General features: G+C 76.2%; 16 protein-coding genes. 8 read left to right on the top strand and 8 right to left on the bottom strand.

What is annotated here, in order from left to right:
• Window positions 1-16: 16 nt before the first annotated feature.
• From ACWIZO_RS18255 to pgi, 5 genes are all read left to right on the top strand, one after another.
• Window positions 17-1,489 (top strand): amino acid permease, encoded by a 1,473-nt coding sequence (locus ACWIZO_RS18255; protein ID WP_448639064.1) that lies wholly within the window; start codon window positions 17-19, stop codon window positions 1,487-1,489.
• A 27-nt stretch (window positions 1,490-1,516) separates the two neighbouring features.
• Window positions 1,517-2,266: a LamB/YcsF family protein gene (locus tag ACWIZO_RS18250; protein ID WP_448639063.1), complete on the top strand. Its 750-nt coding sequence runs from the start codon at window positions 1,517-1,519 to the stop codon at window positions 2,264-2,266.
• On the top strand, window positions 2,266-2,874 hold the full coding sequence (locus tag ACWIZO_RS18245; RefSeq protein WP_448639062.1) for a 5-oxoprolinase subunit B family protein: 609 nt from the start codon (window positions 2,266-2,268) through the stop codon (window positions 2,872-2,874). The genes ACWIZO_RS18250 and ACWIZO_RS18245 overlap by 1 nt, the downstream gene beginning before the upstream one ends.
• Window positions 2,868-3,710: a 5-oxoprolinase subunit C family protein gene (locus ACWIZO_RS18240; RefSeq protein ID WP_448639061.1), complete on the top strand. Its 843-nt coding sequence runs from the start codon at window positions 2,868-2,870 to the stop codon at window positions 3,708-3,710. Before ACWIZO_RS18245 ends, ACWIZO_RS18240 begins: the two co-directional genes overlap by 7 nt.
• A 160-nt stretch (window positions 3,711-3,870) precedes the next feature.
• Window positions 3,871-5,517 (top strand): glucose-6-phosphate isomerase, encoded by a 1,647-nt coding sequence (pgi, locus tag ACWIZO_RS18235; RefSeq protein ID WP_448639060.1) that lies wholly within the window; start codon window positions 3,871-3,873, stop codon window positions 5,515-5,517.
• A gap of 25 nt (window positions 5,518-5,542) precedes the next feature.
• Here the strand turns inward: pgi and pcaC are convergent, their stop codons facing one another.
• From pcaC to pcaH, 5 genes are read right to left on the bottom strand one after another with little or no spacing between them, the layout of a single operon-like run.
• Window positions 5,543-5,947, bottom strand: coding sequence for a 4-carboxymuconolactone decarboxylase (gene pcaC, locus ACWIZO_RS18230; RefSeq protein WP_448639059.1), 405 nt, complete (start codon window positions 5,945-5,947; stop codon window positions 5,543-5,545).
• On the bottom strand, window positions 5,944-6,723 hold the full coding sequence (gene pcaD, locus ACWIZO_RS18225) for a 3-oxoadipate enol-lactonase (protein WP_448639058.1): 780 nt from the start codon (window positions 6,721-6,723) through the stop codon (window positions 5,944-5,946). The genes pcaC and pcaD overlap by 4 nt, the downstream gene beginning before the upstream one ends.
• The gene (gene pcaB / locus ACWIZO_RS18220) at window positions 6,720-8,051 is read right to left on the bottom strand and encodes a 3-carboxy-cis,cis-muconate cycloisomerase (protein WP_448639057.1); all 1,332 of its coding nucleotides are present in this window, start codon (window positions 8,049-8,051) and stop codon (window positions 6,720-6,722) included. Before pcaB ends, pcaD begins: the two co-directional genes overlap by 4 nt.
• Window positions 8,052-8,089: 38 nt before the next feature.
• Window positions 8,090-8,743, bottom strand: coding sequence for a protocatechuate 3,4-dioxygenase subunit alpha (gene pcaG / locus ACWIZO_RS18215; RefSeq protein ID WP_448639056.1), 654 nt, complete (start codon window positions 8,741-8,743; stop codon window positions 8,090-8,092).
• Window positions 8,740-9,486: a protocatechuate 3,4-dioxygenase subunit beta gene (pcaH, locus tag ACWIZO_RS18210; RefSeq protein WP_448639055.1), complete on the bottom strand. Its 747-nt coding sequence runs from the start codon at window positions 9,484-9,486 to the stop codon at window positions 8,740-8,742. Before pcaH ends, pcaG begins: the two co-directional genes overlap by 4 nt.
• 68 nt (window positions 9,487-9,554) lie before the next feature.
• Here pcaH and ACWIZO_RS18205 point away from each other — a divergent pair, with 68 nt between their 5' ends.
• Both ACWIZO_RS18205 and ACWIZO_RS18200 read left to right on the top strand, forming a co-directional pair.
• On the top strand, window positions 9,555-10,331 hold the full coding sequence (locus ACWIZO_RS18205; protein WP_448639054.1) for an IclR family transcriptional regulator: 777 nt from the start codon (window positions 9,555-9,557) through the stop codon (window positions 10,329-10,331).
• Between the two features lie 51 nt (window positions 10,332-10,382).
• Window positions 10,383-11,552: a 4-hydroxybenzoate 3-monooxygenase gene (locus ACWIZO_RS18200; protein WP_448639053.1), complete on the top strand. Its 1,170-nt coding sequence runs from the start codon at window positions 10,383-10,385 to the stop codon at window positions 11,550-11,552.
• 87 nt (window positions 11,553-11,639) lie between these two features.
• Here ACWIZO_RS18200 and ACWIZO_RS18195 read toward each other — a convergent pair whose 3' ends face one another.
• From ACWIZO_RS18195 to ACWIZO_RS18185, 3 genes are all read right to left on the bottom strand, one after another.
• Complete coding sequence (locus tag ACWIZO_RS18195; protein WP_448639052.1) at window positions 11,640-12,470, bottom strand: hypothetical protein; 831 nt, start codon at window positions 12,468-12,470, stop codon at window positions 11,640-11,642.
• Between the two features lie 70 nt (window positions 12,471-12,540).
• A complete protein-coding gene (locus ACWIZO_RS18190) occupies window positions 12,541-13,470 on the bottom strand; it encodes a ribonuclease Z (protein ID WP_448639051.1) in 930 nt (309 codons plus the stop codon).
• Window positions 13,471-13,601: 131 nt separating this feature from the next.
• Window positions 13,602-14,003 (bottom strand): TFIIB-type zinc ribbon-containing protein, encoded by a 402-nt coding sequence (locus ACWIZO_RS18185; RefSeq protein WP_448639050.1) that lies wholly within the window; start codon window positions 14,001-14,003, stop codon window positions 13,602-13,604.
• A gap of 63 nt (window positions 14,004-14,066) precedes the next feature.
• Here ACWIZO_RS18185 and ACWIZO_RS18180 point away from each other — a divergent pair, with 63 nt between their 5' ends.
• Window positions 14,067-15,140: a DUF3616 domain-containing protein gene (locus ACWIZO_RS18180; protein WP_448639049.1), complete on the top strand. Its 1,074-nt coding sequence runs from the start codon at window positions 14,067-14,069 to the stop codon at window positions 15,138-15,140.
• The last annotated feature ends 1 nt before the right edge of the window (window position 15,141 follow it).

Here is a 15,141-nt window from a genome sequence, read left to right as displayed (position 1 = left end):
CACCCAGCATGGACGGGTGCACCTGTTCCGGACCAAGCCCGTCGAGCGCCTCGGCGACGAGAGCGACGGGGTCGCCGACGGCGTCGGCCACCTGCGCAGGCAGCTGTCGGCGCGACACCTCGTCGGTTTCGGCATCGGCGTGGTGATCGGCACCGGCATCTTCACCCTCACCGGCGTCGCGGCCCGGGACACCGCCGGGCCCGCCGTCGTGGTCTCCTTCGCCATCGCCGGCGTCGTCGCCCTCCTGGCCGCGCTCTGCTACGCCGAGCTGGCCTCCTCCGCCCCGACCGCCGGCAGCGCCTACTCCTACGCCTACGCCACGGCCGGCGAGGTGGTCGCGTGGATCATCGGCTGGGACCTCTTCCTGGAGTTCGCCCTCGGCGCGGCCGTCGTGGCCCGCGGGTGGTCGGGCTACGTCGGCAACCTGCTCGACCTCCCGACGTCGCTGTTCGGCGAGGACGCCCCGGTCGACGTCGGCGCGGCGCTGATCGTGGTGGTGCTGACCGCCGTGGCGGTGCTGGGGATCAAGGAGTCGGCGCGGGTCACCGCCCTGCTCGTGGTGGTCAAGGTCGCGGTCTGCGTGTTCGTGGTCGTGGCCGGCGCGTGGTTCGTCCGCGGCGCCAACCTGACCCCGTTCGTCCCGCAGGGCCGTCCCGCCGAGGGCGGCAGCGGGCTGACCCAGCCGCTGATCCAGGCGATCGCCGGGATCGACCCGGTGGTGTTCGGCGTCGGCGGCGTGCTCACCGCCGCGGCGGTGGTGTTCTTCTCCTACACCGGCTTCGAGGCGGTCGCGAACCTCTCCGAGGAGACCCGCCGCCCGGGCCGCGACCTGCCGCTGGGCCTGCTCGGCACGCTGGGGCTGGCCACCGCGCTCTACATCGGCGTCTCGCTGGTGGTCGTCGGGATGGTCCCCTACGACCGCATCGACGCCGGCGCGCCGATCGCCGACGCCTTCGACCAGGTGGGCCTGGGCTGGGCGTCCGCGCTCATCTCGCTGGCCGCGGTGGCCGGGCTGACCTCGGTGATCCTCGTCGACCTGATCACCGTCGGGCGGATCGGCTTCGCGATGGGCCGCGACGGGCTGCTGCCGCAGTCGGTGGCCCGGGTCAGCCCGCGCACCGGGACGCCGGTGCGGGTCACCCTGCTGTTCGCCGTCCTCGTGCTGGCGATGGCGACCTTCGTGCCGCTCAGCGCGCTGGCCGACCTGGTGAGCATCGGCACGCTGTTCGCCTTCCTGCTCGTGTCGGTCGCCGTCATCGTGCTCCGGCGCACCCGCCCCGAGCTGCGCCGGCCGTTCCGGGTGCCGTTCTCCCCCGTGGTCCCGGCGCTGTCCGCGCTCGCCTGCGGCTACCTGATGCTCAACCTGAGCATCGAGACCTGGCTGCGCTTCCTCGCCTGGCTGGCCATCGGCCTGGTGGTCTACGCCGCGTACGGCTACCGCCACTCCCGGGTCGGCCGGCCGGCCGTGACGGAGCCCCGCGCCCGCTGACCCCCTCGGCGGAGCGAGGATCGTCGCGTGGACCTCAACTCCGACCTCGGCGAGGGCTTCGGCCAGTGGACCCTCGGTGACGACGACGCCCTGCTCGGCGTGGTGACCAGCGCCAACGTCGCCTGCGGCTTCCACGCCGGCGACCCGGTGATCCTGCGCCGCGTGTGCGACCGGGCCGCGTCGGCCGGCGTCGCGGTCGGGGCGCAGGTGGGCTACCGGGACCTCGCCGGGTTCGGCCGCCGCTTCCTCGACGTCGAGCCCGACGTGCTGACCCAGGACGTGCTCTACCAGGTCGGCGCGCTGGAGGCCTTCGCCCGTGTGGCCGGCACCCGCGTCCGCTACGTCAAGCCGCACGGGGCGCTCTACAACGCGATCGTCGCGCACGAGGAGCAGGCGGCGGCCGTGGTGCGCGCCGTCGTGGAGTACGACCGCACGCTGCCGGTGCTCGGGCTGCCCGGGTCGGCGTTCCTGCGGCGGGCCGCCGCGGCCGGGCTGACCGTCGTCGCCGAGGCCTTCGCCGACCGCGCCTACACGCCGCAGGGCACGCTGGTCTCGCGCCGGCTGCCCGGCGCGGTGCTGCACGACGCCGACGAGATCGCCCGCCGGTGCGTGGCCATGGCCACGGGGGAGCCGGTCGGCGACGTGGACGGCGGCCCCCTGCGGCTGGCCCCCGACTCGATCTGCGTGCACGGCGACACCGCCGGGGCCGTCGACATCGCCCGCCGGGTGCGGACGGCGCTGACCGACGCCGGGGTGGCCCTGGCCCCCTTCGTCTGATGCGGGTCCTGCCCAGCGGCTCGACCGCGCTCCTGGTCGAGCTCGGCGACCTCGAGGAGGTCCTCGGTCTGTACGCGGCGCTGACCGAGGACCGGCCGTCCGGCGTCGTCGACCTCGTGCCGGCCGCGCGCACGCTGCTCGTGGTGACCGACCCCGCGCTCACCACACCGGCCGCCGTCGAGGCGGTGGTGCGGCGGACCACGCCCCGGCCCGGGCGCCGCGGCACCGGGGACCTGGTGGAGGTGCCGGTCGTCTACGACGGCGAGGACCTGGCCGACGTCGCCGGGCACCTCGGGACGGACGTCGGGGAGGTGGTGCGGCGGCACACCGGCACGGAGTGGACCGTCGCCTTCTGCGGCTTCGCGCCCGGGTTCGGCTACCTGACGGCGGCGGAGGGCGGCTGGGACCTGCCGCGCCGCGCCACCCCGCGGACCCGGGTGCCGGCCGGCTCGGTCGCCCTGGCCGGCGGCTTCACCGGGGTGTACCCGCGCGAGTCCCCCGGCGGGTGGCAGCTGGTCGGACGCACCGACCTGCCGGTCTTCGACCTCCGCCGCGATCCCCCCGCGCTGCTGCGGCCCGGCGTGCGGGTGCGGTTCGTCGCGTGCTGACGGTCCTCTCCCCCGGCCCGCTGACCACGGTGCAGGACCGCGGCCGGCCCGGCCTCGGCGGCATCGGCGTGGGCCGGTCGGGAGCCGCCGACCGCGCGTCGGCCGCGCTGGCCAACCGGCTGGTGGGCAACGACCCGGACGCGGCGGTCCTCGAGGCGACCCTGGGCGGGCTGGTGCTGCGGGCCGAGGCCGACCTCGTCGTCGTCACCACCGGGGCGCGCTGCCCGGGCAGCCCGGTGCACGCCGCGCCCGGGCTGGTCCGCGCCGGCGCGACGCTGGCGCTCCGGACGCCGGACGCCGGGCTGCGCACCTACCTCGCCGTCCGCGGCGGGATCGCCGTCGAGCCGGTGCTCGGCTCCCGGTCGACCGACGTGCTGTCGGGCCTGGGGCCGCCGCCGCTGCGGGCCGGCGACGTGCTGGCGGTAGGCCCGCCGTCCGGGGAGTGGCCGGGCGTGGACCTGGCACCCGTGGCCGACCCGCCGTCCGGGCCGGTGACCGTGCGGCTGCTGCCCGGGCCGCGCGCCGACTGGCTCACCGACGCCTCCCTGGCCACGCTCGGCGGCGCCGCGTGGGAGGTGACCGCGGAGAGCAACCGGGTCGGGCTGCGGCTGGCCGGGCCACGGCTGGAGCGGCGGGTGCCGGGCGAGCTGCCCAGCGAGGGGCTCGTCCGCGGCGCGCTGCAGGTGCCGCCGTCGGGTGCCCCGGTGCTGTTCCTCGCCGACGCGCCGGTCACCGGCGGCTACCCGGTGGCCGGCTACGTGGCCGACGCCGACGTCGACCGCTGTGCCCAGCTCCGCCCCGGCCAGACCGTCCGCCTCCGGCCCGGGAACGGGTAGGCGCCGCCCCCGGTCACGACCACCGCGCACCCCGGGTGGGAGGCGTCCTGCCGCTCTCCCTCGCTGGCGGGTCACGCGTCCGGGTTCGCCCCGGCCGCCGGCACCCGGCAGGGTGGGGACGTCGGCAGCCGATGCGTCGGCCGGGAGACAGGGAGGGTCCATGGGCGTCAGGGACAGCGCGGAGTGGCAGGCACTGGCCGAGCACCACCGGGAGGTGGGCGACCGGCACCTGCGGGACCTGTTCGCCGAGGACCCCGGCCGCGGCACGGACCTCACCGTGGCCGCCGCCGACCTGTACCTGGACTACTCGAAGAACCGGCTCACCCGCGAGACGGTCCGGCTGCTCGCCGCGCTGGCCGAGAGCGTGGGCCTGCGCGAGCGCACCGAGGCGATGTTCCGCGGCGAGCACGTCAACCGCACGGAGGACCGCGCCGTCCTGCACGTGGCGCTGCGCGACCCGGCGACCAGCGGCCTCGACGTCGACGGCCACGACGTCCGGCAGGAGGTGCACGAGGTGCTCGGCCGGATGGCCGAGTTCGCCGACCGGGTCCGCAGCGGTGCGTGGACCGGGCACACCGGTGAGCGGATCCGGACCGTGGTCAACATCGGCATCGGCGGCTCGGACCTCGGACCGGCCATGGCCTACCTGGCGCTGCGCGACTACTCCGACCGGTCGCTGACCTTCCGGTTCGTCTCCAACATCGACCCGACCGACCTGGCCGAGGCCACCCGCGACCTCGACCCGGCGACCACGCTGTTCATCGTCGCGTCCAAGACCTTCACCACCCAGGAGACGCTGACCAACGCGACGGAGGCCCGGCGCTGGCTGGTCGAGGGCCTTGCATCTCAAGGGCACGGCGGCGACGAGGAGGCGGTGGCCAAGCACTTCGTCGCCGTCTCCACCAACGCCGAGAAGGTGGCCGCGTTCGGCATCGACACGCAGAACATGTTCGGCTTCTGGGACTGGGTCGGCGGCCGGTACTCCTTCACCTCGGCCGTCGGCCTCTCGCTCATGGTCGCCATCGGCCCCGAGCAGTACCGGGAGCTGCTCGACGGCTTCCACGCCGTCGACGAGCACTTCCGCACCGCGCCGTACGAGGAGAACCTGCCGGCGCTGCTGGGCCTGATCTCGGTCTGGTACGTCGACTTCTTCGGGGCGCAGAGCCAGGCGGTGCTCCCCTACTCGCAGTACCTGGCGCGCTTCCCCGCCTACCTGCAGCAGCTGTGCATGGAGTCCAACGGCAAGTCGGTGACCCTCGAGGGCGCACCGGTCGACGTCGCCACCGGCGAGGTGGTGTGGGGTGAGCCCGGCACCAACGGCCAGCACGCCTTCTACCAGCTGCTGCACCAGGGCACGGTGCTGGTGCCGGCCGACTTCATCGGCTTCGCCCAGCCCAACCACGACCTCGACGGCATGCACGACCTGTTCCTGGCCAACTTCCTCGCCCAGCCGCGCGCGCTGGCCTTCGGCCGCACCGCCGAGGAGGTGGCGGCGGAGGGGACGGCGGCCGACGTCGTCCCGCACCGGGTGATGCCGGGCAACCGGCCGTCCAACGCGATCGTCGCGCCGAAGCTGACGCCGTCGGTGCTCGGGCAGCTGGTGGCCGCCTACGAGCACCGGGTCTTCACCCAGGGCGTGGTGTGGGGCATCAACTCCTTCGACCAGTGGGGCGTGGAGCTCGGCAAGGTGATGGCCAACCAGCTCGCGCCCAAGCTGCAGAGCGAGGCGGCGCCGGAGTACGACTCCGACTCCTCGACCGACGCGCTGGTCCGGCTGCTGCGCGAGGGCCGTGGCCGCCCGGCCTGAACGACCCCACCGGTCCCCGGGACGGTCAGCCCTGCCCGCGGAGCTCCTCGAGGATCGGGCCGGCGACCTTGAAGGCGTGGTTGGCGGCGGGCACGCCGGCGTAGACGGCCGCGTGCTGGAGCACCTCGGCGACGTCCTCGTCGGACAGCCCGTTGTTCTTGGCGGCGCGCACGTGCAGCGCGAACTCGTCCCAGTGCCGCAGCGCGATGCAGATCGACAGCGTGGCGATGCTGCGCTCACGCCGCTCGAGCCCGGGCCGCTGCCACACGTCGCCCCACGCGACCCGGGTGATGAAGTCCTGGAACCCGGCCGTGAACGGCGTCGTGCCCGCCACCGCCCGGTCCACCCAGGCGTCCCCGAGCACCTCGCGCCGGGTGCGCATGCCGGCCTCGCGGCGGGCCTCGTCTGTGGAGAGGTCGCGCTCGCTCACGCGTGGCCCCCCGCCGCGTCCAGGTGCCCGAGCAGCGCCCCGGTGACCTCCAGCGGCTGCTCCAGGTTGGGCAGGTGCGCGCCCGGGCTGATGCTCACCAGCGACGCGCCGGCGATCCCGTCGGCGATGAGCTGCTGGTGCGGCGGCGGCAGCGCCGGGTCCTCGGCGCCCGACACCACCAGCGTCGGCGCGGTGATCCGGTCGAGGTCCTCGCGCAGGTCCACGGCGGCCACCACCTCGCAGCACAACGCGTAGCCCTCGTCGTCGGCCCCGGCGATCATCGCCTCCAGCCGCGCCACGAGGTCGGGGTGCTCGGCCGCGCAGGCCGGCGTCAGCCAGCGCTGCGCCACGGTCGGGGCCAGCGGCGCGGTGCCCCCGGACCGGGCCTGCGCGGCGCGGTCGAGGAAGCCCTGCGGGTCCGGCTTGGCCGAGGTGGCCAGCAGCGCCAGCTGCCCGACCCGGTCCGGCTCGCGCGCGGCCAGCCGCATCGCCGTCATCCCGCCCAGCGACAGCCCGACGACGTGCGCCCGCCGCGCGCCGACCCGGTCCAGCAGCGCGAGGACGTCGTCGACCAGGTCGTCGAGCGAGTACGGGCCGGCCGGCGCCGGCGACTCCCCGTGCCCGCGGGTGTCGTAGGTGACGACCCGGTAGCGCTCGGCCAGCGCCGGCACCTGCGGGTCCCACATCCCGCGGGTCGCCCCCAGTGAGTTGGACAGGACGACGACCGGCGCGTCGGCCGGCCCGTCCTCCGTGTACGACACCTCGACGGCGGTCATCCGCGCTCTCCCTCGGTCAGTCGGTCGTGCTCGGCCAGCGCCGCGTCCACCTGCGCGCCGGCCTCCCCCACGTCGGGGGCCGCCGCGGCCAGCACCGCCGCGACGTCGACGTCGCTCCGGGCGGCCACCACCTCGGCCAGCGGCCGGCCGCTCCCCCGCGCCTCCCGGGTGGCCGCGGCGGCCGCGTCGTGCGCCGCTCCCCGGCCCAGCGACGGGGCCAGCGCCTCGGCCAGCGCGCCGGCCAGCGGACCCTCGCCGGCCGCGGTCACCGTCGCCGCCATCCGGGCGAGGTCCGGGCGCAGCCCGCGCAGGCTCTCCGCCAGCCAGGACGCCGCCGACCCGACGGTGACCAGCAGCTCGGTCAGCGTCGGCCACTCGCTGTGCCAGGCACCGGCGGCCCGCTCGTGCTCCTGCTCCATCGCGGCGAGCAGCGTGGCCACCAGCCCCGGCGCCCGCCGCGCACACGCCCGGGCGGAGATCGCCGCCACCGGGTTGCGCTTGTGCGGCATCGCCGACGACCCGCCCCGCCCCTCGCCGACCTCGGCGACCTCGGCCACCTCCGACTGGGCCATCAGCACCACGTCGACGGCGACCGTCGCCAGCACGCCGGCGGCCGTCCCCAGCGCGCCGGCGAGGTCGGCCACCGGCAGCCGCACCGTGAACCAGGGGACGGCGGGCGCCACCAGCCCGAGCTCCCCGGCCAGCGCCGCGCGCACCGCCACCCCGGCGCCGGACGACGCCGCCAGCGTCCCGACCGCGCCGCCGTACTGCACCGGCAGCGAGGCCACGACCTCGGCCAGCCGCAGCCGTGCCCCGTCCAGCCCGGCCAGCCAGCCGGCCGCCTTGAGGCCGAACGTCGTCGGCAGCGCCTGCTGCATCAGCGTGCGGCCCATGACCACGTCGTCGCGGTGCGCCCGCGCCAGGCCGGCGCAGGCCGCGGCCGCCGCGGCCAGGTCGGCGTCGACCGCGGTCACCGCGTGCCGGGCCAGCAGCACCAGCGCCGTGTCGAGCACGTCCTGGCTGGTCGCGCCCACGTGCACGGCGACCGCGTCGCGCTCCCCGACGGCGTCCTGCAGCGCCCGCACCAGCGGCGGCACCGGGTTCCCGGCGTCGGCGGCCCGGGCGACGACGGTCGCCAGGTCCAGCCGCGACGGGTCGGCGCAGGCGGCGGCCACCGCGTCGGCGGCGGTGGCGGGCACCAGGCCGGAGGACGCCGCCGCGCGGGCCAGCGCGGCCTCCACGTCCAGCAGCGCACGGAACCAGGCGTGGTCGGACACGGCCGCCGCCGCACCGCCGCGGGCGAAGGTGCCGGCGAACAGACCTGTCACGAGTCCCTTCCTACCGGCGCCGCACGGAGCCAGCCGGGTCAGATCGCGAAGAAGACCGTCTCGCGGTCGCCCTGCAGGTGGACGTCGAAGCGGTAGCCGTCGTCCGTCCGCGTCGCGATCAGGGTGTCCCGCCGGTCCTCCGGCAGCGCCGACAGCACCGGGTCCGAGGCGTTGGCCTCGGCCTCGTCGGCGAAGTAGACGCGCGTGACCAGCCGGTCGAGCAGGCCGCGGGCGAACACCGAGACGTCGACGTGCGGCGCCTGCAGGCCGCCCCGGCCGTCGGGCACCCGGCCGGGCTTGAGGGTGAACACGGCGAACTCGCCGGTGACCGTGGAGGCGCGGGCGTAGCCGCGGAAGCCGGGGTGGGTGGAGGCACCGCGCGGGTCCTCCGGCGAGGGGAAGCGGCCCTCGGGATCGGCCTGCCAGGTCTCCACCATCGCGTCGGAGACGACGTCGCCCGCGCCGTCGAGGACCCGGCCGCGGATCCAGACGCCCCCCGGCGTCCCCTCGGCGGCGGCCCAGGCCCCGTCGGCCCAGGTCAGCCCGATGGCCAGGTAGGGGCCGACGGTCGCGCTGGGGGTGGTGCCCAGCCGGAGGGGCTCGGTGAGGAAGCCGGTGCCGCGCCGCCCGGAGCGGGGCTGGAAGGGGACGGCCGGGTCCGGCGGGACGTCCAGCAGGTCGGGGTGTGTCACGCCACGTCTCCGTCGTCCTCGGTCTCGAAGGGCGTCTGCTCCCGGCCGCGCAGCACGATGTCCCACTCGAAGGCCAGCGCCCAGTTGTCCTGGGTCCGCTCGAGGGAGTAGCGGCTCACCGCCCGGTGCCGCGCGGCCGGCGGGATCGCGTTGTAGATCGGGTCCTGGCCGAACAGCGGGTCGTCCGGGAAGTACATCTGGGTGACCAGCCGCTGGGTGAACGCGCGGCCGAACAGGCTGAAGTGGATGTGCGCCGGGCGCCACGCGTTGTGGTGGTTGCCCCACGGGTAGGCGCCGGGCTTGACGGTCAGGAACTCGTAGCGGCCCAGGCTGTCGGTGACCACCCGGCCCAGCCCGTCGAAGTGGGGGTCCAGCGGCGCCGGCCAGTCGTCGGCCAGGTGCCGGTAGCGGCCGGCGGCGTTGGCCTGCCACACCTCCACCAGCGCGCCGGGCACCGGGCGGCCGTCGCTGTCGAGCACCCGGCCGTACACCAGGATCCGCTGGCCGATCGCCTCGCCGCCCAGCCGCAGCGTCAGGTCGGCGTCCTCGGGTCGGACCCGGTCCTCGCCGAGCACCGGGCCGGTGACCTCGGTGAGCCGGTGCGCCAGGTCAACCGGCGTCCGCAGCGGCGCGCGCAGCGCGGTGCTGCGGTAGTCGGGGAAGCCGACGGGCGTCCGCACCTCGGCCGCTTCGCGCAGGTAGCGCGGCAGGATCAGCCGGCTCTCCGATGTGGTCCCGGTCATACCCGGCAACGTACGTCCGGCCGACTACGCTGCCCAAGCCCGCGCTCCCATCCAGCGGAAGGACCGCCATGGCCGGAGGCAGTGCCGCACCCGGGCGCTCGGTGACCTCCCGGGCGCTCGCCGTCCTCGACGCCTTCGACGCCGCCGCCCCCCGGCTGACCCTCACCGAGATCGCCGAGCGCTCGGGCACGCCGCTGACCACCACGCACCGGCTGCTCGCCGAGCTCACCGACTGGGGGGCGCTGTCGCGCCGCGCCGACGGCCGCTACGAGATCGGCCGCAAGCTCTGGGACCTGGGCCTGCTCGCCCCCGTGCAGCTGGAGCTGCGCCAGGTGGCCGCGCCGTTCCTGCTCGACGTGCACACCGCGACCCGGGACACCGTCCACCTCGCCGTCCGCGACGGGCCGTCCGCGCTCTACGTCGAGCGGATCTCCGGCCGCGAGTCGGTGCCGGTGGTCAGCCAGGTGGGCAGCCGGCTGCCCCTGCACGCCACCGGGGTGGGCAAGGTGCTGCTCGCCTCGGCGCCGGACGACGTCGTCGCCGAGGTCCTGGCCGCGCCGGAGCGGGCGACCCGGCACACCGTCGTGGACCCGACGCTGCTGGCCCGGGAGCTGGCCGAGGTCCGCCGCCGGGGCTGGGCGCGCACGGCCGAGGAGATGTCGCTGGGCACCGCGTCGGTCGCCGTCCCGGTGCGGGTCGAGCGGGCCGGCGGCCCGGTGGTCGCCGCGGCGCTGGGCATCGTCGTCCCGAGCCACCGCCGCGACCTGGCGCGGCTGGTGCCGGTGCTCGAGGTCGCCGCCCGGGGCATCGGCCGGGCGCTGGCCAGGACCATCCCCTTCCGCTGAGCGGGAGCGCACGCTGTCCGCCAGGACGTATCCGGGGTCACACTCGGCCACATGCGCACCCAGGTGGGGATCATCGGCGCCGGCCCGGCGGGCCTGCTGCTGTCTCGGCTGCTGGCCCTGCAGGGCATCGACTCGGTGGTGCTGGAGAACCGGTCCCGCGCGTACGTCGAGGCCCGCATCCGCGCCGGCATCCTCGAGCAGAACACCGTCGACGTCCTCACCGAGGCCGGCCTGGGCGACCGGCTGCACCGCGAGGGTCTCGAGCACCGCGGCATCCACCTGCAGTACCCCGGCGTGCGGCACACGCTGGACTTCCCCGAGCTGTGCGGCCGCCGGGTGTGGGTCTACGGGCAGACCGAGGTGGTCAAGGACCTCGTCGCCGCGCAGCTGGCCGGCGGCCCGCCGCTGTACTTCGACGTCTCCGACGTCGCGATCGACGACGTCGACACCGACGACCCGCGCATCCGCTTCACCGACGCCGACGGGACGCCGCAGGTGCTCGAGTGCGACGTCGTCGCCGGCACCGACGGCTTCCACGGCCCGTCGCGGGCGGTGGTGGCCGGGGGCGCCGGGGGGCAGCAGCTGTGGGAGCGCACCTACCCCTTCGCGTGGCTGGGCATCCTGGCCGACGCCGCTCCCGCGACCGACGAGCTCATCTACGCCTGGCACCCGGACGGCTTCGCGCTGTACTCGATGCGCTCGCCGTCGGTCTCGCGGCTCTACCTGCAGGTCGACCCGTCGGAGCGGATCGAGGACTGGTCCGACGACCGCATCTGGGCGGCCCTGGCCACCCGGTTCGCGCTGGAGGGCTGGGAGATCAGCACGGGGACGGTCACCGAGAAGTCGATCCTGCCCATGCGCTCGTTCGTCAGCGCGCCGATGCGCCGCGGCCGGCTCTTCCTCGCCGGCGACGCCGCGCACATCGTGCCGCCGACCGGGGCCAAGGGCCTCAACCTCGCCGTCGCCGACGTCGTCCTGCTCTCCCGCGCGCTGGTCCGGCTGCTGCAGGAGAAGCAGACCGACCTGGTCGACGCCTACTCCGACACGGCGCTGGCGCGGGTCTGGCGGGCCACCCACTTCTCCTGGTGGATGACCTCGATGCTGCACACCACCGGCGACCCCTTCGACGCCCAGCTGCAGCTCTCCCAGCTGCGGCGGGTGTGCTCCTCGGAGGCGGCCGCCCGCGAGCTGGCCGAGAACTACACCGGCCTGCCGTACTAGTGGAAGGACCTCCTGCCCCGCACCACTGGCTGTCCCCCGCGAGCGGGAGGTACCCCCAGCTCGTGGCGGGCCCCTGCAGGAGGGCCGTCAGAGCCGCGCCAGCAAGTCGCACACCCGCTCCGCCGTGCCCGGTGCCAGCGGCAGGTGCCCCAGGACGCCGGTGACCTCGTCCGGCTCCAGCCCCTGCTCCCCCAGCGCGGCCAGCAGCCGGCCGGCGTCCCCGGGCGGCACCGGCGAGGGCAGGCCGGCGTCCCGGACGGCGGCCAGCGCGAGGAACAGCGCGCCGGAGAGCCCCTCGTCCGGCTCGGCTGCCGGGGACGCCGGCGCGGCCGCGGCCCGGGCGGTGCCCTCGGCGGCGCGGACCAGCGACAGCGGCAGCCCCTCGGACTCGACCTCCAGCAGCGGCGTGCCCCCCAGCGCGGCGAGCACGAGGTGCTCGGCCTCGGTGCGCAGCGGCTCCTCCCACTCCCCGGCGCGGACGACCGCGGCCACGTCGACGTCGACGTCGGCGGGGTCCTCCCCGAGGTCGTCGAGCAGCTCGGCCCAGCGGCCCGGCCGGGTCCGGCGGGCGCGGTCGGCGGCCAGCACGCAGGTCTCGCGGACGAACGGCTCGATCACCTCGCGGTCGAAGCGGTCGGCGTAGACGGTCCCGTCGGCGTCGACGGCGTTGAGCGCGTCCTGGAAGCTGCCCGGCCGGGCGTCGCCGAGCTCGAGCCGGCCGTCCTCCTCCCCCGACAGCGACTGCCCGGTCGCGGCGCGGTCGCCGATGGTGGAGCCGGTCGCCACCAGCCGGCCACGGCGGCGCAGGTGGTGCGGGCGGTCGGACAGGCCGACGCTCCAGGCGCAGGCCTCGGCGATCAATGCGGCCCGCCGCTCGCGCAGCACCTCGCGGCCCAGCAGCCCGAACCAGTCGGGCACGAATCCTCCGCCGTCGAACACCGCTCCTTGCTACCCCGCCGCCCGGCCCGCCGCAGCGGCCCGCCCGCGGTCACCCACCGGCCGGCACCGGGCGTGCGGGGACCGGCACACGCTGCAGGTCCGTGGCGACGACGAGGTCGCCGTCGTACTCCGCCCGCGCCTCGTCCTCGAAGCGGCGCGGGTCGCCGTAGCGCTGCGAGAAGTGGCTGAGCACCAGCCGCCGCACCCCCGCCTGCGCGGCGACCCGCGCGGCCTGGCGGGCGGTGAGGTGCCCGTACTGCTGCGCCAGCGTGGCGTCCTCGGCGAGGAAGGTCGACTCGATCACCAGCAGGTCTGCGCCCTCGGCCAGCACCGGGACGCCGTCGCACATGCGCGTGTCCATGACGAACGCGAACCGCTGACCGGGCCGCGGGGCGCTGACGTCCTCCAGCCGCACGGTCCGCCCGCCCACCTGCAGGAACCCCTCGCGCTGCAGCCGGCCCACGTCGGGCCCGGCCACACCGGCCGCGGTCAGCCGGTCGGGCAGCATGCGCCGGCCGTCGGGCTCGACCAGCCGGTAGCCGAAGGACTCGACCGGGTGGTCCAGGCGGCGGGCCTCCCAGGCACCGGCCGGGTCCTCGGCGAGCGGCCCGTCGCCGGTGACCGGCCCCTGCCGGACGTCGGCGAGGTCGGCGAACACGCTGGCGTGCCGCAGCCGGTCGTAGAAGGCCTGCCCCGAGGCCGGGTAGTGGGTGACCACCGGGTGCGGGACCCGGTCCAGCGACATCCGCTGCACCACCCCGGGCAGGCCGAGGCAGTGGTCGCCGTGGAAGTGGCTGACGAGGACCCGGTGGACGGCGCTGCTCGGCACCCCGGCCAGGAGCATCTGCCGCTGGGTGCCCTCACCCGGGTCGAGGAGGAAGCCGCGGCCGTCCCAGCGCAGCAGGTAGCCATTGTGGTTGCGGGTGCGGGTGGGCGCCTGGCTGGCGGTACCGAGGACGACCAGTTCCCGCGCCGCCACGGCCGCGACGGTACCGGCGCCGGGGGCGGGCGGGTCCTGTCGCGCGCCGTCGTGCTCTGCCCACGGGTGTGGGCAGAGCACGACGGCCGGCTCGGCGCCCCTGTCCCGCCCCGGCGTCGGAGCGGGGTGCGTCAGCCGAACAGGTCGGACAGGAAGGACTCCTTGCGCTTCCTGTGCCCGGAGGAGCCGTGCGAGGAGTGCCCGCTGCGCCCCACCGCGCCGAGCACCTCGTTCACGACCGCCCCGAGCCCGGCGCCGCCCGCGGCCGGGTACTGCGCCCCGTGCTGCGGCTGCCCGTACGACTCGCCGTACGACCCGCCGTGGGACCGGTCGTGCTGGGGCGCGCCGTAGGGCTGCTGGGCGTGCTGCGTGCCGGCCGCGGCGCCGTGCCAGGAGTTCTCCGCGTCGATGAGCCGCTCGAGCTCACCGCGGTCGAGGAAGATGCCCCGGCACTCGCTGCACTGGTCGACGTGCACGCCGTTGCGCTCGTAGGTGCGCATCGCGCCCTGGCACTTGGGACAGACGAGATCCATACCGCACCGTACGGCGCACGACGGCCCCCCGGCCCGGCGCCGGCCGTGCCACAGTGCGCGGGCGTGACCACGACCCGCACGGTGACCCTCCGGTTCGGCTCCGCGGCCCGGCAGAGCGCGACGCACACCAACCTCTCCGCCGTCCGCAGCGACGGCCCGGTGCTGTGGGTGGCCGGCGACGAGACCGCCACGATCGAGCGACTGGTGGCCGACGACCCGTCCGCGCCCACCTGCTACGGCGACCAGACGAGCTTCTCCCTGACCGACCTGGTCCCCCTGCCCGGCGGCAGCGGCTCCGGCGCCGAGGAGGAGGCCGACATCGAGGGGATCGCCCGCACCGGCGACGCGCTCTGGGCCGTCGGGTCGCACAGCCTGCGCCGCCGCCGGATCCGCGACGAGCACGACGGCGAGAAGGCGCTGCGCCGGCTGGCGAGGGTGACCGGGCAGCCCCGCCGCCAGGTGCTGGTGCGGATCCCGGTGGTCGACGTCGACGGCCTGCCCACGCCGGTCGCGGACGACGGCGCCGGCACCCGCGCCGCCGTCTTCGGCACGCGGGGCAGGGACCTGCGCGACCTGCTGGCCGACGACGAGCACCTGGGCCCCTTCCTGCCCCTGCCCGGCAAGGACAACGGCCTCGACGTCGAGGGCATCGCCGTCTCCGGGGAGCGCGTGTACCTCGGGCTGCGGGGACCGGTGCTGCGCGGCTGGGCCGTCGTCCTGGAGCTGCGGCCGGAGGTCGACGCGGAGGACCCCACCCGGCTGCGGCTGCGCCGCTTCCCCGACGGCTGCCGCTACCGCAAGCACGTCCTGCGGCTGGCCGGCCTGGGCGTGCGCGACCTGTGCCCCCAGGGCGAGGACCTGCTGGTGCTGGCCGGGCCGACCATGGACCTCGACGGGCCGGTGTACGTCTACCGGTGGCACGGCGGGTGCGCGGTCGAGGCGCCGACCGTCGTCCGCGGCGAGCTGCTCACCCGCGAGCTGACCCTCCCCCACGGCGACGGCGACGACCACGCCGAGGGCATCGGGCTGATCGGCCCGGCGCGGGAGGGCCGGCTGCTGGTCGTCTACGACAGCCCGGCGCCCCGGCGGCTCACCCCCGACGGCGGCGTCCTGGCCGACGTCGTCCCGCTGCCCTGAG

This window comes from Geodermatophilus sp. URMC 63 (assembly GCF_053502565.1).
This window is presented reverse-complemented; position numbering and strand designations above follow the sequence as displayed.

Excerpts from the sequence above, each read along its gene's own strand:
- ACWIZO_RS18245 (WP_448639062.1), top strand. The coding sequence starts at position 2,266 with ATGCGGGTCCTGCCCAGCGGCTCGACCGCGCTCCTGGTCGAGCTCGGC.
- pgi (WP_448639060.1), top strand. The coding sequence starts at position 3,871 with ATGGGCGTCAGGGACAGCGCGGAGTGGCAGGCACTGGCCGAGCACCAC.
- pcaD (WP_448639058.1), bottom strand. The coding sequence starts at position 6,723 with ATGACCGCCGTCGAGGTGTCGTACACGGAGGACGGGCCGGCCGACGCG.
- pcaH (WP_448639055.1), bottom strand. The coding sequence starts at position 9,486 with ATGACCGGGACCACATCGGAGAGCCGGCTGATCCTGCCGCGCTACCTG.
- ACWIZO_RS18205 (WP_448639054.1), top strand. The coding sequence starts at position 9,555 with ATGGCCGGAGGCAGTGCCGCACCCGGGCGCTCGGTGACCTCCCGGGCG.
- ACWIZO_RS18200 (WP_448639053.1), top strand. The coding sequence starts at position 10,383 with ATGCGCACCCAGGTGGGGATCATCGGCGCCGGCCCGGCGGGCCTGCTG.
- ACWIZO_RS18185 (WP_448639050.1), bottom strand. The coding sequence starts at position 14,003 with ATGGATCTCGTCTGTCCCAAGTGCCAGGGCGCGATGCGCACCTACGAG.